Annotated in this window: 18 protein-coding genes; 12 read left to right on the top strand and 6 right to left on the bottom strand. The window is 65.1% G+C overall.

Annotated features, from left to right (window positions below):
* Positions 1–9 precede the first annotated feature (9 nt).
* Entirely contained in the window at positions 10–1,236 is a 1,227-nt protein-coding gene (locus tag ACQR1W_RS11970; RefSeq protein ID WP_434850944.1) for an ABC transporter substrate-binding protein, read from the bottom strand.
* A gap of 200 nt (positions 1,237–1,436) precedes the next feature.
* Between ACQR1W_RS11970 and ACQR1W_RS11965 the strand changes: the two genes are divergently transcribed.
* A complete protein-coding gene (locus ACQR1W_RS11965) occupies positions 1,437–1,976 on the top strand; it encodes a methylated-DNA--[protein]-cysteine S-methyltransferase (RefSeq protein ID WP_434850943.1) in 540 nt (179 codons plus the stop codon).
* A gap of 87 nt (positions 1,977–2,063) precedes the next feature.
* On the opposite strand, the gene ACQR1W_RS11960 is transcribed toward ACQR1W_RS11965, so the two are convergent.
* Positions 2,064–4,856 carry a [protein-PII] uridylyltransferase gene (locus ACQR1W_RS11960; protein ID WP_434850942.1) on the bottom strand — a complete coding sequence of 931 codons (2,793 nt, stop codon included), beginning with the start codon at positions 4,854–4,856 and terminating at the stop codon, positions 2,064–2,066.
* A gap of 153 nt (positions 4,857–5,009) precedes the next feature.
* Here ACQR1W_RS11960 and ACQR1W_RS11955 point away from each other — a divergent pair, with 153 nt between their 5' ends.
* Positions 5,010–5,519 (top strand): OsmC family protein, encoded by a 510-nt coding sequence (locus tag ACQR1W_RS11955; RefSeq protein WP_434850941.1) that lies wholly within the window; start codon positions 5,010–5,012, stop codon positions 5,517–5,519.
* A gap of 157 nt (positions 5,520–5,676) precedes the next feature.
* Complete coding sequence (locus ACQR1W_RS11950; RefSeq protein WP_434851154.1) at positions 5,677–6,474, top strand: hypothetical protein; 798 nt, start codon at positions 5,677–5,679, stop codon at positions 6,472–6,474.
* 112 nt (positions 6,475–6,586) lie between these two features.
* On the opposite strand, the gene mutS is transcribed toward ACQR1W_RS11950, so the two are convergent.
* Entirely contained in the window at positions 6,587–9,322 is a 2,736-nt protein-coding gene (mutS, locus tag ACQR1W_RS11945) for a DNA mismatch repair protein MutS (protein ID WP_434850940.1), read from the bottom strand.
* A 394-nt stretch (positions 9,323–9,716) separates the two neighbouring features.
* Between mutS and pcaF the strand changes: the two genes are divergently transcribed.
* The 3 genes from pcaF (at position 9,717) to ACQR1W_RS11930 (ending at position 13,116) form a co-directional block, all read left to right on the top strand.
* Positions 9,717–10,925, top strand: a complete 1,209-nt coding sequence (pcaF, locus tag ACQR1W_RS11940; protein ID WP_434850939.1) for a 3-oxoadipyl-CoA thiolase — start codon at positions 9,717–9,719, stop codon at positions 10,923–10,925.
* Between the two features lie 149 nt (positions 10,926–11,074).
* Entirely contained in the window at positions 11,075–11,968 is an 894-nt protein-coding gene (locus ACQR1W_RS11935; RefSeq protein ID WP_434850938.1) for a dioxygenase, read from the top strand.
* An 83-nt stretch (positions 11,969–12,051) separates the two neighbouring features.
* Positions 12,052–13,116, top strand: a complete 1,065-nt coding sequence (locus ACQR1W_RS11930; protein ID WP_434850937.1) for a phosphotransferase — start codon at positions 12,052–12,054, stop codon at positions 13,114–13,116.
* A 471-nt stretch (positions 13,117–13,587) separates the two neighbouring features.
* On the opposite strand, the gene ACQR1W_RS11925 is transcribed toward ACQR1W_RS11930, so the two are convergent.
* The 3 genes from ACQR1W_RS11925 to ACQR1W_RS11915 are packed head-to-tail and all read right to left on the bottom strand — an operon-like array spanning position 13,588 to position 16,775.
* Complete coding sequence (locus tag ACQR1W_RS11925; RefSeq protein ID WP_434850936.1) at positions 13,588–15,147, bottom strand: MDR family MFS transporter; 1,560 nt, start codon at positions 15,145–15,147, stop codon at positions 13,588–13,590.
* Positions 15,148–15,151: 4 nt separating this feature from the next.
* Positions 15,152–16,303, bottom strand: coding sequence for an HlyD family secretion protein (locus ACQR1W_RS11920; protein ID WP_434850935.1), 1,152 nt, complete (start codon positions 16,301–16,303; stop codon positions 15,152–15,154).
* Positions 16,296–16,775 (bottom strand): MarR family winged helix-turn-helix transcriptional regulator, encoded by a 480-nt coding sequence (locus ACQR1W_RS11915; protein WP_008971137.1) that lies wholly within the window; start codon positions 16,773–16,775, stop codon positions 16,296–16,298. Before ACQR1W_RS11915 ends, ACQR1W_RS11920 begins: the two co-directional genes overlap by 8 nt.
* A gap of 225 nt (positions 16,776–17,000) precedes the next feature.
* Here ACQR1W_RS11915 and ACQR1W_RS11910 point away from each other — a divergent pair, with 225 nt between their 5' ends.
* From ACQR1W_RS11910 to ACQR1W_RS11885, 6 genes are all read left to right on the top strand, one after another.
* Complete coding sequence (locus ACQR1W_RS11910; protein ID WP_434850934.1) at positions 17,001–17,492, top strand: Fur family transcriptional regulator; 492 nt, start codon at positions 17,001–17,003, stop codon at positions 17,490–17,492.
* 52 nt (positions 17,493–17,544) lie between these two features.
* Positions 17,545–18,498, top strand: a complete 954-nt coding sequence (locus ACQR1W_RS11905) for a DMT family transporter (RefSeq protein ID WP_434850933.1) — start codon at positions 17,545–17,547, stop codon at positions 18,496–18,498.
* Positions 18,499–18,511: 13 nt separating this feature from the next.
* Positions 18,512–19,801, top strand: coding sequence for a flavodoxin-dependent (E)-4-hydroxy-3-methylbut-2-enyl-diphosphate synthase (gene ispG / locus ACQR1W_RS11900; RefSeq protein WP_434850932.1), 1,290 nt, complete (start codon positions 18,512–18,514; stop codon positions 19,799–19,801).
* Positions 19,802–20,162: 361 nt separating this feature from the next.
* Positions 20,163–21,059, top strand: a complete 897-nt coding sequence (locus ACQR1W_RS11895; RefSeq protein WP_434850931.1) for a TauD/TfdA dioxygenase family protein — start codon at positions 20,163–20,165, stop codon at positions 21,057–21,059.
* 252 nt (positions 21,060–21,311) lie between these two features.
* On the top strand, positions 21,312–21,824 hold the full coding sequence (locus ACQR1W_RS11890; RefSeq protein WP_434850930.1) for a GNAT family N-acetyltransferase: 513 nt from the start codon (positions 21,312–21,314) through the stop codon (positions 21,822–21,824).
* A gap of 135 nt (positions 21,825–21,959) precedes the next feature.
* Entirely contained in the window at positions 21,960–23,867 is a 1,908-nt protein-coding gene (locus ACQR1W_RS11885) for a PQQ-binding-like beta-propeller repeat protein (RefSeq protein ID WP_434850929.1), read from the top strand.
* Positions 23,868–24,015: the final 148 nt, after the last annotated feature.

The following is a 24,015-nucleotide window of genomic DNA, read 5'->3' as shown; positions in this document are numbered from 1 at the left end:
GACCGAACGCTAGCCCGCTGCGCCCTGGTCCTCCAGGATCGGGCCGAACAGCTCCCAGCGTTCGCCGTTGAACCTCATCATCTGCAGCTGCTTGTTGACACGATAGTCGGTCGGCGAGGTGTTGAGCTCCATGCCCGGCAGCGACAGATCGCCTACTACGTGCTTCAACGACGCCGCCTGCTTCATCACGTTCTCGCGGGTCAGATTGTCGCCGCACATCTGCAGCACCGTCACCAGGAGCTGCGCGGTCGAGTAGCCGTAGATGTTGAAGTTGGAGTTCTTGTCGCCTTCCGGATAATACTTCGCCATGAAGTCGAAATAGCGCTTCATGCCGGCATCATCCTTCCAAGCCGGATCGAGCGGGTCCTTGCCGTAATTCACGGAGATGACCCCCTTGGAGGCCTCCAGCCCCGCGGGCTTCATCACCGCGCCGACCGAGGTGGCGTTGATGTCGACGATGTGGACCGGCTTCCAGTCGAGCTCGGCGATCTTCTTGATCGCCTGTGCGGCCTGCTTCGGGGTCGAGGCCGAGAAAAACAGGTCGGCGCCGGAGGCCTTCAGCTTCAGGATCTGGGAGTCGATGGTCGGATCGGAGACCTCGTAGGACGCCTCTGCCACGATCATGCTCGCCGCCTTGTCGCCAAGGCCGGCCTTGATGCCGTTCAGATAGTCCTTGCCGAGATCGTCGTTCTGATAGAGCACGCCAATCTTGGCGTTGGGATGTTCCTTGAGGATGTACTGGCCGTAGATGCGGCCCTCGGTGAAGTAGTTGGGGTTATATCCCATCGTCCAGGGGAAGTTCTTCGGGTCGGTGAAACGGGTGGCCCCGGTGGCGGCAAACAGCTGCGGCACCTTCTTGCCATTGAGATATTTCTGTACGGCGGCATTTGAGGGCGTGCCGATGATCTGGAACGTCAACAGCACCTCGTCGTCCTCGACCAGCTTGCGCACCTGCTCGACCGCCTTTGGCGGAGAATAGGCGTCGTCATACTGGATCAGCTTGATCTTGCGGCCGTTGATACCGCCCTGCTCGTTGATCATGTTGAAATAGGCGGCCTGGGTCTTGCCGATCGAGGCATAGGCCGAGGCGGGGCCGGAGAACGGCACGGTCTGGCCGACCTTGATCTCGGTATCGGAGGCGCCGGGATCGTATTTCTTCTGGGCGTAAGCTGATGTGACCGAGAGCGCGGCCGCAAGCGCAGCCACCCCGGCGAGACGAATCATGCCATCTCTCATGGGCTGTGTTCCTCCTGGATGTTTTCGCGCGATGGTCTTGATTGTTTTGGACGCCATCGCTGCCGGCGATTGTGGAGGAAGCCATGGCGCCATGCAAGACGAGGCGGCCGGCCAGCGATTACGGATTTCGGGTCGACGCCGTGGCTCGGAGCCGACATAGAGCGTTAAGAATGCATCAACCGGGACCGGTGAAACCGACAATGCCCGAACGCAGCCACCTGACGCAAAAGCCGCCCACCACTTTCAGCCTGGACCGGCTGTCCACGCCGATCGGCGCAGCGCTGCTGGTCACCGACGACGATGGCGTGCTGCGCGCCCTCGACTGGGAAGATTATGCGCCGCGGATGCTGGATCTGCTTCGGCGCAACTATGGCGCAGTGGTCCTGAAGGACGGACAGGCGCCCGCGGCAATGAAGGCGGCGCTATCGGCCTATTTCAACGGCGATCTCGACCGGCTGGCCGAGGTCGCATGGCGCGTGGCAGGAACGGAGTTCCAGCGCAAGGTGTGGTCGGCGTTGCCGGGAATTCCTGCGGGCCAGACCATGAGCTATGGCGCGATGGCGGCCCAATTGCAGGCGCCCAAAGCGATGCGTGCGGTCGGTCACGCCAATGGCGCCAATCCGATCAGCGTCGTGCTGCCCTGCCACCGCCTGATCGGCGCCGACGGCGGGTTGGTGAAATATGGCGGCGGCTTGATGCGCAAGCGCTGGCTGCTGCGGCACGAGGGCGTGGAGGTTTAGGCGTCAGCTTTCTCGGCTGTCATTCCGGGGCGCGCGGAACGCGCGAGCCCCGGAATGACGAGTAGAGATAGCTGAGGACCTCATTGACTACGCCGCTGGCTGTGCGGCGGCTTCGTCGGCCGACAACAGATGCAGCAGCGTGCTCTTGATCGCGGCCTGCCGCGTGGGCGCGCTGATCTGCGCGCCCAGGAGATCGGTGACGTAGAACACGTCGCGGGCGCGCTCGCCGAAGGTCGCGACGTGGGCGGAGGTGATGTTGAGGTTGAGCTTGGAGATCGCGGTAGTCAGCTCATACAACAGGCCCGGACGGTCGAGGCCCGAGACCTCGATCACGGTATAGAGCTCCGACCATTGATTGTTGATGGTCACCTCCGGCTCGACCGAGAACGCCTTGTGCTGCTTGCCGCGCGTGGTCCGTCGCGCCACGGCGTCCGGCAGCTTGAGCTTGCCTTCCAGCACCTGCTCGATGGTCTCGCCGATCCGCGTGGCGCGCCGCGCCTCGTCCTCGTCGCGCTCATATTCCCGGGAGATCGCGATGGTGTCGAGCGCGCGGCCGTCGGTCGTGGTGTAGATCTGCGCATCGACGATGTTGGCACCGGCGGAGGCGCAGGCGCCCGCGATGATCGACAACAGCCAGGGATGGTCCATCGCGAAGATCGTCAGCTCGGTGACGCCGCGCGCCGGATCGAACCCGACATTGATTGCGAGCTTGTGGCCCGCGTGCTCGCTCGCGCGCACGAAGCGGGCGTGGCGGATCTTGCGCGGCAGCTCGACCTTGAGCCAATAGGCCGGATAGTGACGAGCGATATAGGCGCCGAGCTCGGCTTCCGGCCAGTCGGTCATGGCCATGCGGAACTCGGCCTGCGCCGCGGCCAGCCGCTTGGCGCGGTTCACCTCCGAGAAGCCGCCGGTGAGCACCGGCTCGGTCTCGTAATACAGCGTGCGCAACAGCTGCGCCTTCCAGCCGTTCCAGACGCCCGGACCGACGCCGCGGATATCGGCGGTGGTCAGGATGGTCAAAAGCTTCATCTGCTCGACCGACTGCACGACGGCCGCAAAATTCTCGATGGTCCGGCGATCGGAGAGGTCGCGCGACTGCGCCACCGTGGACATCGTCAGATGCTCCTCGATCAGCCATGCGACGAGCTCGGTGTCGGCATTGCTGAAGCCGAGCCGCGGACACAACCGCCGTGCCACCTTGGCGCCGGCGATCGAATGATCCTCAGGCCGGCCCTTGGCGACGTCATGCAGCAGCACCGCGATGTAGATCACCGGCCGGTGCTCGGGCCTGATCTTGCGCATCAGATCGGAAGCGAGCACGAACTCGTCGCTGCCGCCACGCTCGATCTCCTGCAAGAATCCGATGCAGCGGATCAGATGCTCGTCGACCGTGTAGTGATGATACATGTTGAACTGCATCATCGAGACGATACGGCCGAAGGCGCGGATGAAATGGCCGAGCACGCCGGTCTCGTTCATCCGCCGCAGCACCACCTCGGCCTCGTTGGAGGTCAGGATCTCCATGAACAGCCGGTTGGCTTCCGGATCTTCGCGCAAGCCCGTGTTGATCAGGCTGAGCGAGCGCGTCACCGCCCGCATCGCGTCCGGATGGAAGGCGAGATTGTTCTTCTGCGCCAGCCGGAAGATGCGGATCAGGTTGACCGGATCGTGCTTGAAGACATCGGGTGCGGCGAGGTTGATACGGTTGTTGTCGACGATGAAATCATCGCTCTCGGGCACCCGGCGCCAGGTCGAGCCGGTCGTCAGCCGCGAGATCATCCGGCTCAACACCGGCGCGGGCTTGGCCTGCTGGTCCTCCAGCTTGGCGCACAGGATCGCGGTGAGGTTACCGACCTCCTTGGCGACCAGGAAGTAGTGCTTCATGAAGCGCTCGACATCCTGCATGCCGGGATGGCTGGTGTAGCCGAGCCGCACCGCGATCTCGCGCTGCAGGTCGAAGGACAGCCGCTCCTCGGGGCGGCCGCTCAGGAAATGCAGGTTGCAGCGCACCGACCATAGGAAATCGGAGCAGCGGCGGAAGGTGCGAAATTCATGCGCGTCGAACACCCCGCGCTCGAGCAGCTCGTCGGTCTCGCGCACGCGATAGACGTATTTCGCGATCCAGAACAGCGTGTGCAGGTCGCGCAGCCCGCCCTTGCCATCCTTGACATTGGGCTCGACCAGATAGCGCGACTGGCCGCCGCGCCGATGCCGCTCCTCGCGCTCGGCGAGCTTGGCGGTCACGAACTCGGCCGCAGTGCCCTGCACGACCTCCTTGTCGAAACGCGCGACCAGCTCGTCATAGAGCGGACGGTCGCCGGCGAGATAGCGCGTCTCCAGGATCGCGGTGCGGATGGTCATATCGCCGCGCGCCTGCCGGATCGATTCGTCGACCGAACGGGTGGCGTGGCCGACCTTCAGCCCCATGTCCCAGAGGCAGTAGAGAATGGCTTCGGCGACCTGCTCGCCCCAGGCGGTCTGCTTGTAGGGAAGGATGAACAGCAGATCGATGTCGGACTCCGGCGCCATCAGGCCGCGGCCATAGCCACCGGTTGCGACCACCGCCATGCGCTCCGCGCCGCTCGGCACGTCGGAGCGGTAGAGATGCCCGGTGGCGGCGGCGTAGAGGATGCGGATGATCTCGTCCTGGATGAAGCAGAGCCGCTCGGCGCAGCGTCGGCCGTGGCGATCCCTCAACAGCTGCGCCTGGGCCGCCGCGCGCGCCTTGACCAGCTCGGCCTTGAGGAATTGTGCCACCGCCGAGCGGAACATGTCCTCGCGCCCGGAATGCTGCTTGGCCAGCGCCTCGACCGCCGCTGCGATAGCGGCACTGTCGAAGTCCACGTCGTCCCTGAGGTGATCTGTCGCAACGGTGTCCATGGACCATCCGGATATCGAACACAGCCTGTGCTGTCACGAGCCAATATAAGGTTGTCCTGCCCGGGTCGGGAGGGCGTGCCGTTCTCACTCAAAGGCTGACTTTGTCGGCGACGCCGATTATACCGGCTGAAACGATTTTTGGGAGGATACAGCATGGATGCGACCGAGCTGCGCGCGCTACAGGCGCCGTTCAAGGAACGCTACAAGTCCGATCCGTCGGCGGCCGTCATCACACTGAAGGCCAAGGGCTCGGTGGGCGGTGAAGGCCTGACCTGCAAGGTCGAGACCGGCCGCGCGCTCGCCGTGGCCGGCCTGCATCCGGGAACGGGCGGCTCCGGCCTCGAGCTCTGCTCCGGCGACATGCTGCTGGAAGCGCTGGTCGCCTGCGCCGGCGTCACGCTGAAATCGGTGGCGACCGCGGTCGAGGTGCCGCTCAAGAGCGGGCAGGTGATCGCCGAAGGCGACCTCGACTTCCGCGGCACGCTCGGCGTCGACAAGGAGGCGCCGGTCGGCTTCCAGGAGATCCGGCTGCGCTTCGAGGTCGAGACCGACGCGCCTCAAGATAAGCTCGATCTGCTGCTGAAGCTGACCGAGCGCTATTGCGTGGTCTATCAGACCATCAAGAACGGCCCGAAAGTGTCGGTGAGCCTGAAGCGGGTGTGATGCGATCGTCGTCCCTGCGAAAGCAGGGACCCATAGCCACAGGCCTTGCTTGTGGCGATGACTAGGTACTGCAATCTACTTACACAACAAGCGCCTGTGGTTATGGGTCCCGGGTCGGCGCTCGCATGCGCTCGCTTGCCCGGGACGACAGATGAACATGCCCCTCGATCTCTCCTTCATCCTCATCCTTGTCTTACGCATGGGCATCGCCGCCGCCTTCGTGGTCTCGGCGTCCATGATCGCCGAGCGGTCAGGTCCCGTCATCGGCGCGCTGGTCGCCACCTTGCCGATCTCGGCAGGGCCGACCTACGTGTTCCTCGCGCTCGATCACGACGCCGGCTTCATCGCCGAGGGCGCGCTGACCAGCCTGCCGATCAATGCCGCCACCATCTTCCTCAGCCTGATCTATGCGGTGCTGGCGCAGCGGCAGACTGTACTCATCAGCACGGCCTGCGCCGTGGCCGTCTGGCTCGGGCTCGCGGCGCTGATCCGCAGTGTGCCATGGTCACTGGCTACGGGGCTGATCGCCAACGCCATCACCTTTGCCATCTGCCTGCCGCTCCTCGCGCGCTATCGCCACGCCAGGATGCCGCTGATCACCCGCCGTTGGTACGACGTGCCGCTGCGGGCCTCGCTGGTCGCGGCACTCGTTGCGATCGTGACTTCGGTGTCGGGCTGGGCGGGACCGGCGATCTCCGGCATGCTCGCGCTATTTCCGATCGTCTTCACCTCGATGATGCTGATCCTGCAGCCGCGCATCGGCGGTCCCGCGACCGCCGCCGTGATCGCCAACGGCGCCTGGGGCCTGATCGGCTTCGGCATTGCGGTGGCCGTGCTGCATCTCGGTGCCCTGCATCTCGGCGCGCCGGCGGGCCTGAGCCTCGCGCTGGCGACGTGTGTCGGGTGGAATCTCGGCTTGTGGTGGGTCGGGCGAAGGAAGAAGGCCGCGAAGTAGCTGTCATTCCGGGGCGGCTCGCAGAGCCGAACCCGGAATCCATCGGGCGATTTGGACTGCCGTGAGATAGATTCCGGGCTCGCTCGTTCCACGCGTCCCGGAATGACGGCGACTACGATTTCGGCAACTTCGCCTTCAGCGCATAGAGCGCGTCCATCGCTTCGCGCGGGGTCATCTCGTCCGGATTGAGCGCCTTGACCGCACCGATCAGCTCTTCCGCCTCTTGCGACATCGTGGGCTCGACGCTCGCGCGCGAGGGCACGGCGAACAGCGGGAGATCGTCGACCAAAGCACGCGCGCTCTGGCCACGGTCCTGCGCCTCCAGCTTCGCCAGCACCGATTTGGCGCGACTGATCACTGCGGGCGGCAGGCCGGCGAGCTTGGCCACCTGGATGCCGTAGGAGCGGTCGGCCGAGCCCGGCAGCACCTCGTGCAGGAACACCACATTGCCCTGCCATTCCTTGACCCGAACTGTCGCGTTGAACATGCGCGGCAGCTTGGCGGAGAGCGCGGTCAGCTCGTGATAATGCGTGGCGAACAGCGTGCGGCAGCGGTTGGTCTCGTGCAGATGCTCGATCGCGGCCCAGGCGATCGAGAGCCCGTCGAAGGTCGCCGTCCCGCGACCGATCTCATCGAGGATGACGAGCGCGCGCTCGCCGGCTTGATTCAGGATTGCCGCGGTCTCGACCATCTCGACCATGAAGGTCGAACGTCCCCGCGCGAGATCGTCGGCGGCGCCGACGCGCGAGAACAGCCGGTCGACGATGCCGATCCGCGCGCGTGAGGCCGGCACAAACGCGCCGATCTGGGCCAACAGCGCAATCAGCGCGTTCTGGCGCAGGAAGGTGGATTTGCCGGCCATGTTCGGTCCGGTGAGCAGCCAGAGCTGGCCGCTCTTTTGTCCCGGCGCTGGTGACAAGTCGCAGGAATTGGCGATGAACGGCTGGCCGTCGCGCTTCAAGGCCTGCTCGACCACCGGATGGCGGCCGCCTTCGATGGCAAAGCCGAGCGAGGTGTCGACCTCGGGCCGCACATAATTGTCATCGACCGCGAGCTTGGCGAGCGAAGTCGCGACGTCGAGCAGCGCAAAGCCATGCGCGGCATCGCGCAAGTTTTCGCCGGCTTCGAGCGCGGCCGTACAGAGCCGATCGAAGATTTCGAGTTCGAGATTGAGCGCACGCTCGCCGGCATTGGCAATCTTGGCTTCGATCTCACCGAGCTCGGACGTCGTGAAGCGCACCTGGCCCGCCAGCGTCTGGCGATGAATGAAGGTCGCATTCAACGGCGCGGTCATCAGCTTGTCGCCGTGCTGCGCAGTGACTTCGACGAAATAGCCGAGCACATTGTTGTGCCGGATCTTGAGCGCCTTCACGCCGGTCTGGTCGGCATAGCGCGCCTGCATCGAGGCGACAACCAGGCGCGAGGCATCGCGCAGATTACGCGCCTCATCGAGCGCAGGCTCGTAAGCCGCGCGGACGAAGCCGCCGTCGCGCTTGATCAGCGGCAGCTGATCGTCGAGGGCGCGGGCGAATTCGGCCGCGAGGTCACGCGACGGCCGCGCCAGCGCGGCCATCACAGCCGCGATCTCCTGCGGCGGCTGCTCCAGGACAGCCAGCCGGTCGAGCACCTGATCAGCGGCCAGGATGCCATCGCGAAGGGCTGCAAGATCGCGGGGGCCGCCGCGGCCGACCGACAGCCGCGCCAGCGCCCGTGACATGTCGGGCGCGCCGCGCAGGATGCTCCTGACATCCTCGCGCGCGGCGCTGTCGGCAACGAAGGCGGCGACCGCATCCAGCCGGCGCGCGATCTGTGCGGCGTCGGTGAGCGGCGCCGCCAGCCGCTGCGCCAAGAGTCGCGAGCCGGCCGAGGCGACCGTGCAGTCGATGGCATCGAGCAGCGAACCCCGGCGTTCGCCGGCCAGCGTGCGGGTCAATTCCAGATTAGCGCGGGTGGCGGGATCGATCGCCATTGTCGCACCGGTCGCTTCGCGCGACGGCGGCGCCAGCGGCGGACGTTTTCCCACCTGGGTGCGATCGACATAGGTGACGCAAGCGGCGGCGGCCGTGCCTTCCAGCCGCGACAGCGCCGCCAGCCCATCCATGGTGGCGACCGCGAAGTAATCGCACAGTCTGCGCTCGGCGGTGGCGCTGTCGAACACGTCGCGGGTCAGCGGCGTCACCGCGGCGAGCTCGCGGAGGATCGGCTCGAACGCATTGTCGGAATAGAGCGCGTCGCTGACGATCACCTCGTTCGGATTGATCCGCGCGAGCGTCGCCGCAAGCTCCGCGAACGCGCATTCCGTGACGATGAACTCGGCGGTCGAGATGTCGATCCAGGCGAGCCCCAACCGGTCACCGCCGGACGAGCCGCGAGCGCGCGCAATCGCAAGCAGATAATTGTTGGCGCGCGCATCGAGCAGATTGTCTTCGGTGAGCGTCCCCGGCGTGACCACGCGGACCACGCCGCGCTTGACCACGCTCTTGTTGCCGCGCGCGCGGGCGGTGGCCGGGTCTTCCATCTGCTCGCAGACGGCGACGCGGATTCCTTGCGCGATCAGCCGGTGCAGATAATCCTCGGAACGCTCGACCGGCACGCCGCACATCGGGATGTCGACGCCCTGGTGCTTGCCGCGCTTGGTCAGCACGATGCCCAGCGCCTTCGAGGCGACCTCCGCATCCTCGAAGAACAGTTCGTAAAAGTCGCCCATCCGATAGAACAGCATCAGGCCGGGATGCGCCGCCTTGATGTCGAGGTACTGCTCCATCATCGGCGTGAGTTTGGCCGGCGCCTCTGGCGCGGGCGTCGCATCGGGCATGTCGGGCGCGGAGATCGGCTGCTGGATCGTCATGGCGCGGAAATTACCCCAACTCGACGGCACGCTCCTACCGCTTTGCGGGCCCTGTCCCGGTTTTCCACGTCTGGCATCCGTTCCAAGATGCGGCGGTCTCGAGGCCCGCGCGGTCCAACCTCTCCCGCTTACGGAGGAGGCCGCATCGCATTGGAGATGCGATGCGGGTGGGGGAAGTGCCTCCATTCGCACCGTTCGGGCGGGTTGCCCCCACCCCGACCCTTCCCCGCAGGCGGGGGGAGGGAGCGCACCGCCCCAGCGGCGAGTGGAGAGCACGCACACTGCAAATCGCCGCGCATACCCTCCCGCGCTCCCGTCATTTGACCTGGTTCCGGCACACTCCTAAAACCGCCCTCAAATCCGACCAGAAACACGCGACTTCAGGGAGAGAGCGATGCGAGACGTCTATATCTGCGATGCGGTACGGACCCCGATCGGCCGCTTCGGCGGCTCGCTCGCGAAAGTGCGTGCGGACGATCTTGCGGCCACGCCGATCAAGGCGCTGATCGCGAAACATCCCAATCTCGACTGGTCCGCCGTCGATGAAGTGTTCTTCGGCTGCGCCAACCAGGCCGGCGAGGACAACCGTAACGTCGCGCGCATGGCGGTGCTGCTGGCGGGCTTGCCCGACTCTACTCCCGGCCAGACCTTGAACCGCCTCTGCGCTTCCGGCCTCGATGCGGTCGGCGCCGCGGGCCGCGCAATCCGCGCCGGTGAGATCGACCTCGCGATCGCGGGCGGCGTGGAGTCGATGACGCGCGCGCCGTTCGTGCAGGGCAAGGCGACCGAAGCGTTCTCACGCTCGGCCGAGATCTTCGACACCACGATCGGCTGGCGCTTCATCAACCCGCTGATGAAGAGCCAATATGGCGTCGATTCGATGCCGGAGACCGGCGAGAACGTCGCAGAGGAATTCCAGGTCTCGCGCGCCGATCAGGACGCGTTCGCGATCCGCTCACAGCAGCGTGCCGGCAAGGCGATCGCGTCGGGCTATTTCGCCGAAGAGATCACACCGGTCACCGTGCCCGGCGGCAAGGCCGGCCCCGTCATCGTCGACAAGGACGAGCATCCGCGTCCCGACACCACGCTGGAAGGTCTCGCCAAGCTGAAGCCGATCGTGCGCAATCCCGGCACGGTGACGGCTGGCAACGCGTCCGGCGTGAATGACGGCGCCGCGGCGATGATCCTCGCCTCTGAAGCCGCCGTGAAGAAACACGGCCTGACCCCGCGCGCAAAGGTGCTGGGGCTGGCATCAGCCGCCGTGCCGCCGCGCATCATGGGCATCGGCCCGGTGCCGGCGACGCGCAAGCTGATGGAGCGGCTGGGGCTGAAGATCACCGATTTCGACCTGATCGAGCTGAACGAGGCGTTCGCCAGCCAGGGCATCGCCTGCCTGCGCCAGCTCGGCGTCGCCGATGATGCCGATTTCGTCAATCCGCATGGCGGCGCGATCGCGCTCGGGCATCCCCTGGGCATGAGCGGCGCGCGACTGGCGCTGACCGCCGTGCACGGGCTCGAGACGCGCGGCGGCAAGCGCGCGCTCGCCACCATGTGCGTCGGCGTCGGCCAGGGCGTGGCGCTGGCAATCGAGAAGCTGCAGTAATGCCAACCTCACCGTCATTCCGGGGCGCACCGCGAGGTGCGAACCCGGAATCTCGAGATGAGTCCAACATTGTCGAGGTTCGCGGTGCGCAATTGCGCACCTGAGGGTTCGGCTCTTCCAGCCGCCCAGGAACGACGGAGGGGAAGATCATGACCATCTCCCGCGAGCAGGACGTGACGCCGGCCGTGCTGGCCGTGATGGAACGAACGACAAACCCGCGGCTGCGCGAGATCATGATCGCGCTGATCAAACATCTGCACGACTTCGTCCGCGATGTCAGACTGACCGAGGCCGAATTCCGCGAGGCTGCCGCCCTCATCGCCGAGCTCGGCCAGCGCACCAACGACACCCACAATGAGGTGGTGCTGATGGCGGGCTCGCTCGGCGTCTCGTCGCTGGTCTGCCTGCTCAACAATGGCGACCACGGCAACACCGAGACCTCACAGTCCCTGCTCGGCCCGTTCTGGCGGTTGAATTCACCTCGGATGGAGAATGAAAGCTCGATCGTGCGCTCCGCCACGCTCGGGCCGGCGCTGTTCGTGCACGGGCGCGTGCTCGATCCCGATGGCGCGCCGGTGGCCGGCGCCGAGGTCGACGTCTGGCACGCCTCGCCGGTCGGGCTGTACGAGAACCAGGACCCCGATCAGGCCGACATGAACCTGCGCGGCAAGTTCACGACCGATGCCGACGGCCGCTTCTGGTTTCGCTCGGTGATGATGGTGGGCTATCCGATCCCGACCAATGGGGTGGTCGGCCGGTTGTTACAGGCGCAGGGCCGGCATCCTTATCGCCCCGCGCATCTGCATGCGCTGATCGTGAAGCCCGGCTTCAAGGTCCTGATCTCGCAGGTCTACGACCCGAACGACCCGCATATCGACAGCGACGTCCAGTTCGGCGTGACCAAGGCGCTGCTCGGCGATTTCATCCGCCACGATGAGCCGCATCCGGCCGCGCGCGACGTGGTCGCGCCCTGGTACTCGCTCGACCACGTCTACCGCATGGAGGCCGGCGAGACGGTGCTGCCACGCGCGCCGATCAAGTAGCAGGCCCTTTTCATCACGAGGTGCATAGCCGCAGGCCTGGTCGTGAGCTATCATCCGGCACGCAACCACAGGACGCGCGCCGCATGACCGCAACGCCTTTGCCTCCGGCCGTCGATCCTGCTCACCTGACCGAGGCATTGCGTGCATCGGGCGTCCTCGGGGCGGGCTCCGTACGCCAGGTGACCGTGCTGAGCGCGCGCGACATCATCGTATCGCGCATCATACGGCTGCGGCTCAGCTATGACGGCCCAGCGCCCGACGCACCTGAGACGCTGATCCTGAAAGTCGCGCAGGAGAATTTTGCGAAAACCCTGTGGCAAGCCGGCCACCAGGAGGTCGCCTTCTATCGCAACGTCGCGCCGCGCATGCCGAAGCACCTGGCGCCACGCTGCTTCGATTCGCTCTGGAACAGCGACACTCATGCCTGGCATCTGCTACTTGAGGACTTGTCCGAGACGCACGAGCTTGCGACCGAATGGCCCCTCCCGCCGAGCTTGGAGCAGGCGGCATCCATCGTCGAAGCCTTGTCGCGGCTGCACGCGGCGTGGTGGGACCATGAGAGTCTTGGCCAGTCGATTGGCACCTTCGCGGACATCACGGCGATGGACCAGGTCATGGCGGAGTTCGCCGGCCATTTCGAGCGCTTTGCCGCGCTGCTCGGTGATCGCCTGACTGCGGAACGGCGTGACATCTATTATCGCTTTATCAAAGCTTCACCACGGCTCCTGCAGCGCTACCATTCGCGGCGTAACGTCACCATCGCGCATGGCGACGCACATATCTGGAACTTTCTTGTTCCGAGGCACGGAGTGAACGATCGTGTCCGCGTGTTCGATTTCGATCAATGGCGGATCAATGTGGGCGCGAACGATCTGGCCTATATGATCGCCCTGCAACTTTATCCCGAGCGTCGGCGTGACATCGAAGGGGAGCTTCTGGATCGTTATCATGGGACGTTGGTGAGCCACGGCGTGAACGGTTATAGCCGCGCTGCGCTCAGCGATGACTATCGCCGCGGCGTGCTCTGGCAGATCACCAAACCGGTGTGGCAATGGACCGCGAAGATTCCGCCGGTGATCTGGTGGAATAATCTGGAGCGGATCTTCCTCGCGGTCGACGATCTCGGCTGCCGCGAATTGCTGGACTGAGGCGACCCGGAACAAGCTCGGCAGCAACGTGATCGATTTCGAGCTGGCCAAGCAGCGCATCGCGGCGATGCCGGCAAGGTTGTCGAAGCCCGGGAGGAAGCCAAAGGCGAGGCAAAGGCGAACCTTCTCAAGGCCGATGTCATCAACGACAAGCCGCTGCCGGCGGTGACGCCGCAGGCGTGAGTTCTGGTCCGGCCAGGACAGTGTGGGGCTTCCCGCCCTCCCCTCACTCATGGGGAGGGTGACAGCATCTTCTTCTGTCGCGCTCGATGGGAAAGATCCCGGGGGCTGGGGGCGGCGCTGGAGGTACCACCGCCCCCATCCGGCACATCATGGCGGGGCGTCCATGAGGCACTGCCTCCACGTGCAACTTAAACGCGGAGGACCGGGTTACCCATATGATAGCCCGAAACGTGAGCATGGTTGACCGGAAAACCATCACGCCCGGTCACCTTTTCGCTACCTTGAGAGCTACTCCATGACAGCGTGATCGGCCGGCGCGGCCTGCGCGCGCAGCGCGGTCCGGGTCGAGCCGATCATGATCGCGAGCGGGATCGACACCAGGATGAACACCATCACCAGCTGGTAGTCGTGGGAGAAGGCCAGGATCTGCGCTTGCACCATCACCATCGCGTCCGCCATGGCGCGACCGGCATCGGTCGACAGGTTGATCATGCCGGCGACGTTCGGCATCTGGAGCGCGTGATTGAACGGGTTGATGTGCTCGACCAGGATCGCATGATTGCGGCGGGTGCCCTCGGTCAGCTGCGCGATCGCAATCGAAATCCCGATCGAGCTCGCGACATTGCGCACCAGGGTCAGCATCGAGGTGCCGTCGGTGCGCAACTGCCCCGGCAGCGTCATGAACGCCACCGTCGACAGCGGCACGAACACCAGCCCGAAGCCGAAGCCCTGCATGATGCTGATGGTGACGATCTCGGGCACGCCGGTCTGGTCGGTCCATGCCGTCATCTGGAACAGCGACAGCGCGGTCAGGCCGAGGCCGACCACGATCAGCGTCCGCGCCTCGATATAGCGCAAGAGCCGCCCGACCAGCATCATCGCCACGAAGGTGCCGCAGCCCCGGCTCGCCAGCAGCACGCCGGCGGTGATGATGGGATAGCCGATGACGTTCTGCAGGTAGGGCGAGGACAGCGCCATGGTCGAGAACAGCACCAGGCCCATCACCGTCATGAACACGCAGCCGCCGACGAAATTCTTGTCCTTGAACAGCGCGAACTGGATGAAGGGGCGCTGCGTAGTCAGCGAATGCGCCAGGAAATAATAGAAGCCGATCCCGGCGATGATGAACTCGATGATGATCTCGTTGCTCTCGAGCCACCCCTGGTCCTCGCCGCGATCAAGCGCGATCTGCAATGAGCCGATACCGACCGCGAGCGCGAGGAAGCCGAACCAGTCGAATGTCAGCTCGGTGTTCGGCTTGGTCTCGTCCATGAACGCCATCAGGCCGAGCACGGTGACCAGACCGAACGGCAGATTGACGAAGAACACCCAGTGCCAGGAATACGTCTCGGTCAGCCAGGCCCCGAGCGACGGACCCATGATCGGGCCCATCATCACGCCCATGCCCCAGATCGACATCGCTTTGGCGCGTTCATGCAGCGCGTAGGAATCGAGCAGGACCGCCTGCGACAGCGGGACCAGCGAGGCGCCGAACACGCCCTGCAGCAGGCGGAACAGCACCATCTGGTTGATGTCCTGCGCCAGCCCGCACAGCACCGAGGCCACGGTGAAGCCGGCCGAGCAGACGATGAAGGTGCGCTTGCGGCCGAAGCGGTTGGCGATCCAGCCGACCGGCGCGGTCATGATCGCCGCCGCCACGATGTAGGACGTCAGCACCCAGTTGATCTGGTCCTGCGACGCCGACAGCGTGCCCTGCATGTAGGGCAGCGCCACATTAGCGATGGTGGTGTCGAGCGCCTGCATGATCGTCGCCGTCATGGCGCAAATCGTCACCATGTTGCGGCGAAAGCCGGGGACGGCCGAGGGTGAGGGCGCAGCCGTGCTCATCACCCTACTCCGCCGTCTCCGCGGCGTGGGCCGCGCCGAACAGCCCGGCCAGCGAACGCTGATGGCCGGTGTCGATCGCGACGTTGACGCTCATGCCGGCCTTCAGCTTCGCGACATATTTGTCGTTCTTGTCGAAATAGATCCGCACAGGCACGCGCTGCACGACCTTCACGAAATTGCCGGTCGCGTTCTGCGGCGGCAGGATCGCGAACTGTGCGCCGGTGCCGGGTGAGAGCGAACCGACAGTGCCCTTGAACGCGTGGTTCGGGAAGGCGTCGACATCGAGCTCGACCGGCTGGCCGACCGCGACGAAAGTGAAATCGCTTTCCTTCGGATTGGCATCGACCCAGGGATTGGCGACGTCGATCACCGAGAACACCGGCGTGCCGGCCGCGACGAAACGGCCAAGCTGGATCTGGTCGACCTGGGTGGCGATGCCGGCCATCGGCGCCCGCATCACGGTGTGATCGAGATTGCGCTGGGCGATGCCGAGCGCCGCCTTGGCCTGGTAATAGGGCGGGAATTGTTCGATCGGCAGATCGGGGTTGCCGAGCAGCTGGGTCTTGGCGGTGGACAATTGCTGCTGAACGAAGGCGTATTCCGCCCGGGCCGTGACCAGGGCCGACGAGGCATTGTCGAGATCGAGCTGCGAGCCGAAGCTGTTCCTGGCCAAAGCCGACTTGCGCTCGACGTCCTTCTGCTTCAGATCGATGGTCTGCTGCATCAGATCGGCCATCTGCTGATAGATTTTGATGTTGGCGAGCAGATTGTTGTAGCTGGTGCGGGCTTGCTCGAGCGTGGATTTGGCCTGATCAAGGGCGAGCTGGAACGGCTCGGGATCGATCTCGAACAGCTCGTCGCCCTGGCTGACCTGCTGGCCTTCCTTGACGATGATCTTGACGATCTTGCCGGAGATGTCGGGCGTGATCAGCACCTTCTGGGCGCCGACATAGGCGTCGTCGGTGGTCACATAGCGGCCGCCATGCAGATAGAACTCCAGGCCGCCGACCGCGGCGAGGACCGGCAGCACGACCAGCAGCAGCACGCGGCGATAGCGCTTGAACATGCCGCCTTTCGGCCGCGCCGCCGCAGCAGTCGCGCCGTCGGGGCTCGCCTTTTTCTGTTCGGTGGCAATCTTCAAAGCGGGTTCAGCCATAATGCTGCTCCTTTCGCTGCGTGTCGCAAAGCGACTGCAGGGCGTTTCTTACGTTTTCTTTGATGGCTTCGAGCTGGTTCATCAGCCGCTGCGTGTCAGCGCCGCTGATGCCGGCGAGCGCGGTTTCGGTCAGCTCCAGTTTGAGCTCGGCGAGCTTGGCGAGCAGCGGGCGTGCGGCCTTCTGGAGATAAAGCCGGTTGACGCGCCGGTCATTGTCGTCGCCGCGGCGCTCGATCAGGCCGGCGTCGGCGAGCTTGTCGATCAGCCGCGTCAGCGTGATCGGCTGCATCTCCATCTGCTCGGCGAGCTCCGACTGCTTCATGCCCTCGTTGCGCTCGACCCTGGCGAGCACGGCCCATTGCGCGCGGGTCATGCCGAAGCGCGCCGCTTCCTTGTCGGCATAGACGCGCACCAAGCGCTGCAGCTCGCCGAGGGCAAACAGGAAATTCACGTCCGCGGGATCTCGGGCCATATCCGTTCATTTCTCAATCCGCGCAATTCTGGCTCGGCGGACAATGGCAGCAGGCTTTGGAACCAAGCTTGGGAACTAAGCTTGCCTCAAATAAGCTTCGCTATAATAAGCAAGCTTATGAATTTTTCATGGCTTTTTTCACGCAATCCCTATCCGACCGGCGCGCATGGCTGGCGACGGCGCCGCTTTGGCGATGGCGGGAGAGAAATGGTAGGTTGCTGCCTGATGACCGTTGCCAGACCCGCATTCCCCGACCCCGACCATGATCACGGCCGCTGCACCGCGGATGCGCTTGACCATGCCGAGCGCGTGTGCGCGCAGCGCAGCCAGAAATTCACCCCGCTTCGCCGCCAGGTGCTCCAGGCGCTCTTGTCCACGCATCGGCCGCTCGGGGCCTATGAGATCATCGAGGAACTCGCCAAGAGCGCAGCCCGCCCGGCACCGATCACGATCTATCGGGCGCTCGAGTTCCTGATGACCAACGGCCTGGTCCACCGGATCGAGAGCCGCAACGCCTATCTCGCCTGCGCGCAGGATCACGACTCGACCACGCTGGTCGCGTTCCTGATCTGCGAGCGCTGCGGCGCGGTCGGCGAAGTTCCAGCGGCCCCGATCGCGGAAGGCCTCAAAGCCGCCGCCGCGACCTCCGGCTTCACTCCGAAGCTCTCGGTGGTGGAGATCACCGGCACCTGCGCACATTGCAGGGAAGCAGCGTGACGTAGACAACAATCAGAGAAAACAAGAAGACCACCAAGCTCGCAGGGAGCAAATGTCCTCGAACTCCACTCTCACCTCGGCAGCCCGGCCGCTCGGCCCGGGCGCCATCGCCATCATCCTCGTGCTGTGCCTGTCCTGGGCATTCAACCAGATCGCGGTCAAGCTGGCGCTGCCGGAAATCCCGCCGATGCTGCAGGCGACCTTGCGCTCGGCCGGCGCGCTGCCGGTGTTGCTGCTGATCGCGTGGGCGCGCGGCGTCAGGATGTTCGAGCGTGACGGCACGCTGATCGCGGGCCTGGTCGCCGGCACCATGTTCGGCATCGAGTTCGTGCTGATCTATGGCGGCCTGCTTTTGACCTCCGCCTCGCGCGCGGTCGTCTTCCTCTACACCGCGCCGTTTTTCGTCGCGCTCGGCTCCTACCGCTTCCTTGGCGAGCGGCTCGGCGCCACCCAATGGGCAGGCCTGGGGCTGAGCTTTGCCGGCGTCGCGCTGGCGATCGGGCTTCCGCAGGCCAATGTCGACAGCCGCGTGCTGCTCGGCGACCTCATGGTGGTGGGCGGCGGCCTGTTGTGGGGTGCAACGACCGTGATGGCCAAAGGCACCAGGCTGCGCTTTGCGCCGCCGGAAAAGGCCCTGGCATACCAGGTGGCGATGTCGATCCCGATCCTGGGCGCGGCAGCCCTGCTTTCCGGAGAGCGGCTGGCCCAGGTTCCCAGCCCGTTCGTGCTGTCCTTGATGGCCTATCAGGCGATCTGGGTGGTCGGGACCACCTTCACGTTGTGGTTTGCGCTGGTGAAGACCTATTCGGCCAGCAAATTGTCGGCATTTACCTTCATCACCCCTTTATTCGGGGTCGTGGCCAGCTATTTCATCCTGCATGACGCCCTGACGCTGGCCTTTGGCGGCGCCGCCCTGCTTGTGATTGCAGGCCTTTTTCTGGTCAATCGCCCGGCCAGGGCCGTTCCGGTCACGACAGACGCATTGCTGAATGTCACCAAAACCTGATATCCGAGACCTCATGAACAAGCCCGAAATCCTGTCTCAGAACGACATCGCCGGCCCCGCTCCCCGGCATCAGACCACCCAAGTCATGGTCGGCAACGTCGCCGTCGGCGGTGGTGCGCCGATCGTGGTGCAGTCGATGACCAATACCGATACCGCCGATGTCGACTCGACGGTGGCCCAGGTCGCAGCGCTGGCGCGCGCCGGGTCCGAGATGGTCCGTATCACCGTGGACCGCGAGGAGGCCGCCGCCGCGGTCCCGCACATCCGCGACGCTCTCGACAAGCGTGGCATCACCACACCGCTGATCGGCGATTTCCACTATATCGGCCACAAGCTGCTGACCGAGTACCCGGCCTGCGCCGAGGCGCTCGCCAAGTACCGCATCAATCCGGGCAATGTCGGCTTCAAAGACAAGCGCGACACCCAGTTCTCCTCGATCATCGAGATCGCCAACAAGAACAACAAGCCGGTGCGCATCGGCGCCAATTGGGGGTCGCTCGACCAGGAGCTGCTCTCCAAGCTGATGGACGAGAATGCGGCCTCGGCCACTCCGCGCGATGCGCGTGCGGTGACGCGCGAGGCGATGGTGCAGTCGGCGCTGCTGTCCGCCGCGCGGGCGCAAGAGCTCGGCATGCCGAAGGACCGCATCATCCTCTCCGCCAAGGTCTCGGCGGTGCAGGACCTGATCGCGGTCTACCAGGATCTTGCGGCGCGCTCGGATTACGCCATCCATCTCGGCCTGACCGAGGCCGGCATGGGCTCCAAGGGCATCGTTGCCTCCTCGGCCGCGCTCGGCATCCTCCTGCAGCAGGGCATTGGCGACACCATCCGGATCTCGCTGACGCCGGAGCCCGGCGGCGACCGCACCCTCGAGGTGCAGGTCGCGCAGGAATTGCTGCAGACCATGGGCTTCCGCACCTTCGTGCCGCTGGTGGCGGCGTGCCCGGGCTGCGGCCGCACCACCTCGACCGTGTTCCAGGAGCTGGCGCGCTCGATCCAGGATTTCATCCGCGACGAGATGCCGGCCTGGAAGACCAAATATCCGGGCGTCGAGGAACTCAACGTTGCGGTCATGGGCTGCATCGTCAACGGCCCCGGCGAATCCAAGCATGCCAATATCGGCATCTCGCTGCCCGGCACCGGCGAGGCCCCGGCCGCGCCGGTGTTCGTCGACGGCAAGAAGTTCCGCACCCTGCGCGGCCCCACCATTGCAGCCGACTTCAAGGCGCTGGTGATCGACTACATCGACCAGCGCTATGGTGCCGGCGCCAAGGCACCCGAGGCGGTGACCGCGGCGGAATAGGCCAGCGGTCTCGCGGCAAATTCGATGTCGTCCCCGCGAACGCGGGGACCCATACTCCGCGGCCATCATATTGGACCGTGCTGTCGCTCCAGCGCTCGCAACAGAACCTGCGGTGTTTATGGGTCCCGGCTCAAGGGCCGGGACGACAGCGGAATGAGTTGCGCCAGCGCCCGTCCATCCACCGCGGCCGTGCGAGGAGCGCCAGCGACGAAGCAATCCAGCATTCCAGAGGCGTCGCGTACAATCGAGAAGCCGCGGCGTACTGGATCACCCGCTTTCGCGGGTGATGACGACTGAGAGCATTGCACTCCCCTTCCCCTTCGCTACCATGCCCTCAATCAACGATTGAGGGAGAACGCGCATGAGCTCGCTCGCCGGCCGAGAGGGACCGCGCTACAAACATCGCGCAGACGACAGCGCGCCCTACGAGACCATCGGCGTCGACAAGCTTACGCCGATCATCGGCGCGGAGATCTCCGGCGTCGATATTGGCAAGCTCATGTCAGACGAATCGCGCGCCAACCGCCAGATGGACGAGATCCACCGCGCGCTGGCCGAGAACCTCGTGATCTTCTTCCGCGATCAGCGCATCACGCCGGAACAGCATCTCGCCTTCGGCCGCCGCTTCGGCGAGCTGCATATCCACCCCGCCGCACCGCATGAGGGCGACGATCCCGCGTTGATGCGCATCTACGCCGATCAGAATTCGCCCCGCGCCAATGGCGAGGGCTGGCACTCCGACGTCTCCTGCGACCTCGAGCCGCCGATGGGCTCGATCCTGCACATCCGGCAATGCCCGCCGCATGGCGGCGACACGCTGTTCGCCTCGATGTATGCCGCCTATGAGGCGCTGTCGGAGCGGATGAAGACCTATCTCGACGGGCTCACCGCCTTCCATGACGGCGAGAGCGTCTATCGCGGCCTCTATGCCAACTACGGCGTCGCCGACCGGCCGGCCTACCCGAGCGCCGAGCATCCGGTGGTGCGCACCCACCCCATGACGGGCCGTAAGGCGCTCTATGTCAACCGCGGCTTCACGCGCCACATCATCGGCATCCCGCGCGACGAGAGCGACGCGATCCTGAGCTATCTCTATCAGCACGCTGAGAACCCGCTGTTCCAGTGCCGCTTCCGCTGGACCGAGAACGCGATCGCGTTCTGGGACAACCGCTGCACCCAGCATCGCGCCATGTGGGACTACTGGCCGCATACCCGCGCCGGCACGCGCGTGACGGTGAAGGGTGAAAAGCCGGCGTAAGAGCGAGACAGCACGTCAGATGCGACCAGGTGTGTGTGCGGACAGAGCTACTACACTTCGGCTGTCATCGCCCGGCTCGACCGGGCGATCCAGTACGCCGAGGCCTCTCGTCGATCATCCGGCGCCTCGGAATACTGGATCACCCGCTTTGATGACGAAGTCAGTTTGTCTTGCGGTTCAGTTTCCTGGCACTACCCTGTCCTCGATCTATCAGAGGCGCACGAGCCGAATATCCCGTTCAAAGGTGCAACCATGAACCTCGACGTCCGCGAGATGGCACTCGACGAGACCGGCATCGTCATCGACTACTTCCACTCGTCCACGCCAGAGCATCTCGAGATGATGGGCGTCGACCCGACGCGGATGCCGAGCCGGGCCATCTGGGCCGGGCGTTTCAAGGAGCTCTATGCGCAGCCGATTGCGGAGCGGACCAACTTCCTGGTGCTATGGCAGCTCGACGGCAACCCGGTCGGCTTCTCCAGCTGCGACAAGATCGTATTCGGCAATCGCGCCAACATGCATCTGCACGTCACCGAGCCCGAGTTGCGGCAGCAGGGCATCGGTGCCGAATGCGTTCGCCGCAGCGTCGACATCTATTTCCGCACATTCGAACTCAAGCAATTGTTCTGCGAGCCGAACGCGTTCAACGTCGGTCCGAACCGAACCTTGCAGAAAGCCGGGTTCAGATATCTCAAGACCTACAAGACCGTGCCGGGCTATCTCAACTACCACCAGGCGGTGACGCGCTGGGTGATCGAGCGCTAAAACAGGCTTACGCAAGCAATCCTTGATTGCTTGCGTAATGGATATTCGCTCAGATTGATTTCGCGTGACGACGTTATCGGTGTCGGCTACGGTCTCCTGACATCAGTGACCTGCTCACGCGTGACGGAGACGACCGTGGCGCCTTTTTCCAAGCTGTTGGGCGTTTCGGCGCACTGTGTATCAGCAGCCTTTGCTCTATCGACGCTGATTGTCGCTCCGTCCGCGCACGCCGAGGACACGACGCCGCATCCGGGCGAAGCGCTCTATCAGCAGCATTGCGCCTCCTGTCACGAGGGCGGAGCCGTGGCGCGCGCGCCGGAAACCGCAAGCCTGCGGCAGCTTCCGCCGGAGCGGGTGCGCTTCGCGCTCACCTTCGGCCTGATGAACCAGCAGGGGCGCGATCTGACGCAGAGCCAGATCGGCGACGTCGTGCGCTATCTCTCCGCCACCGCTGTGGCCGCAGCGCCGCCGCTTCCAGATTCATCCTGCCATGACCCCGGACCTTTGCAGCGCGATGCCAACGTGCCGCGCTGGAACGGCTGGGGCGCGGACATCCGGCAACATCGCTTCCAAGCGGCCGACATGGCGCAGCTCGCGCCTGATGACGTGCCGCGATTGAAACTCCACTGGGCGTTCGGCTTCCCAAACGATACCCGCGCCTCTGCGCAGCCGACGGTATGGGGCGGGCGCATCTTCGTCGGCAGCGCCGGCGGCAAGGTCTATGCGCTGGATGCCAAGACCGGATGCCAGCGCTGGATGTTCGACGCCGGCTTCGGCGTGCGCAGCGCGATCACGATCGGCGAGGACGACCGCGGCGCAACCGCTTATTTCGGCGACCAGCGTGGCGAGGCCTATGCGCTCGATGCCGAGACCGGCAAGCTGATCTGGAAGACCAGGATCGAGCCGCATGCCGGCGCCGTCATCACGGGAGCGCCGACGCTGGCCGACGGCGTGCTCTATGTTCCGGTCTCCTCGCTCGAAGAGGTGATGGCGGCCGATCCGCGTTACCCCTGCTGCAGCTTTCGCGGCCTGATCGCAGCCCTCGACGCGCACAGCGGCGAGGTGCGGTGGCGCGGCTATGTCGCGCCACCCGCGCAATCGGTCGGCACCAATTCGATCGGGACGCCGCTGTTTGGACCCTCAGGCGGCGCGATCTGGTCGGCGCCATCGGTCGATGGCGCGCGTCAGCGCATCTATGCGACCACCGGCGATAGCTATTCCGAACCGCCGTCGGCGACGTCGGACGCCTTCGTCGCATTCGATCTCGCAAGCGGCCAGCTCGCGTGGTCACGGCAGATGACCGAGGGTGACGCCTACAACGTGGCGTGCACCGCGCGTTTCACCAACAACTGCCCGAAGACCAAGGGACCCGATTTCGATTTTGGTTCGTCGCCGATGCTCGTTGACCTGGCCGATGGCAAGCGAGCCCTGATCGCCGGCCAGAAGTCAGGCATGGTGCATGCGCTCGATCCCGATCACGACGGCGCCATTCTCTGGCAGCGCCGGATCGGACGCGGCAGCACGCTTGGCGGGGTGCAGTGGGGCGCCGCCACGGACGGGACCAACATCTATGTTGCGCTCTCCGATGTCGGCATCAAGCCCGTGCCCGCGGGCACCGCAGGCGCACAGAAATCCGTGTTCGGCAACACGCTGAAGCTCGATCCGGCGCAGGGCGGCGGTCTCTACGCTCTGAACCCGGCAACCGGCGAGATCGTCTGGCACACACCGCATCCCGGCTGCGACGAGCGGCCGGGCTGCAGTCCGGCCCAATCGGCGGCCGTCACCGCGATCCCAGGCGTCGTGTTCTCCGGCGGGCTCGACGGGCATCTGCGCGCTTATGCGGCGACCACCGGCGCAATCATCTGGGATGTCGACACGGTCAAGGACTACACCACGGTGAACGGCGCCGCTGCCCATGGTGGTTCGCTCGATGGCCCTGGCCCGGTCGTCGCCGGCGGCATGCTCTATGTCAATTCCGGCTACGCCAACTACGGCACCATGCCGGGCAATGTGCTGCTGGCGTTTTCGGTCGATGGACAGTGAGGCTGCGGCGCGCTCCCGCACGAAGCAAATTGCGAGCGAGGACGCTTGCTCCACTCTCATGGCTGTCTGACAATCGAGGGTGACATGAGCTCCCGCCGCAAACTCACTGTCGTCCCGGCCTTGAGCCGGGACCCATATTCCAGAGGCC

It is taken from the genome of Bradyrhizobium sp. HKCCYLS1011 (genome assembly GCF_051167795.1).
Lineage (GTDB): Bacteria > Pseudomonadota > Alphaproteobacteria > Rhizobiales > Xanthobacteraceae > Bradyrhizobium.
Note: the sequence above shows the minus strand (reverse complement) of the source record. Positions and strands in the feature narration are given on the sequence as shown.

What these genes read in the sequence shown, in the direction of transcription:
- ACQR1W_RS11970 (WP_434850944.1), bottom strand. Translation starts at nt 1,236, where the DNA reads ATGAGAGATGGCATGATTCGTCTCGCCGGGGTGGCTGCGCTTGCGGCC.
- ACQR1W_RS11965 (WP_434850943.1), top strand. Translation starts at nt 1,437, where the DNA reads ATGCCCGAACGCAGCCACCTGACGCAAAAGCCGCCCACCACTTTCAGC.
- ACQR1W_RS11960 (WP_434850942.1), bottom strand. Translation starts at nt 4,856, where the DNA reads ATGGACACCGTTGCGACAGATCACCTCAGGGACGACGTGGACTTCGAC.
- ACQR1W_RS11955 (WP_434850941.1), top strand. Translation starts at nt 5,010, where the DNA reads ATGGATGCGACCGAGCTGCGCGCGCTACAGGCGCCGTTCAAGGAACGC.
- ACQR1W_RS11950 (WP_434851154.1), top strand. Translation starts at nt 5,677, where the DNA reads ATGCCCCTCGATCTCTCCTTCATCCTCATCCTTGTCTTACGCATGGGC.
- mutS (WP_434850940.1), bottom strand. Translation starts at nt 9,322, where the DNA reads ATGACGATCCAGCAGCCGATCTCCGCGCCCGACATGCCCGATGCGACG.
- pcaF (WP_434850939.1), top strand. Translation starts at nt 9,717, where the DNA reads ATGCGAGACGTCTATATCTGCGATGCGGTACGGACCCCGATCGGCCGC.
- ACQR1W_RS11935 (WP_434850938.1), top strand. Translation starts at nt 11,075, where the DNA reads ATGACCATCTCCCGCGAGCAGGACGTGACGCCGGCCGTGCTGGCCGTG.
- ACQR1W_RS11930 (WP_434850937.1), top strand. Translation starts at nt 12,052, where the DNA reads ATGACCGCAACGCCTTTGCCTCCGGCCGTCGATCCTGCTCACCTGACC.
- ACQR1W_RS11925 (WP_434850936.1), bottom strand. Translation starts at nt 15,147, where the DNA reads ATGAGCACGGCTGCGCCCTCACCCTCGGCCGTCCCCGGCTTTCGCCGC.
- ACQR1W_RS11920 (WP_434850935.1), bottom strand. Translation starts at nt 16,303, where the DNA reads ATGGCTGAACCCGCTTTGAAGATTGCCACCGAACAGAAAAAGGCGAGC.
- ACQR1W_RS11915 (WP_008971137.1), bottom strand. Translation starts at nt 16,775, where the DNA reads ATGGCCCGAGATCCCGCGGACGTGAATTTCCTGTTTGCCCTCGGCGAG.
- ACQR1W_RS11910 (WP_434850934.1), top strand. Translation starts at nt 17,001, where the DNA reads ATGACCGTTGCCAGACCCGCATTCCCCGACCCCGACCATGATCACGGC.
- ACQR1W_RS11905 (WP_434850933.1), top strand. Translation starts at nt 17,545, where the DNA reads ATGTCCTCGAACTCCACTCTCACCTCGGCAGCCCGGCCGCTCGGCCCG.
- ispG (WP_434850932.1), top strand. Translation starts at nt 18,512, where the DNA reads ATGAACAAGCCCGAAATCCTGTCTCAGAACGACATCGCCGGCCCCGCT.
- ACQR1W_RS11895 (WP_434850931.1), top strand. Translation starts at nt 20,163, where the DNA reads ATGAGCTCGCTCGCCGGCCGAGAGGGACCGCGCTACAAACATCGCGCA.
- ACQR1W_RS11890 (WP_434850930.1), top strand. Translation starts at nt 21,312, where the DNA reads ATGAACCTCGACGTCCGCGAGATGGCACTCGACGAGACCGGCATCGTC.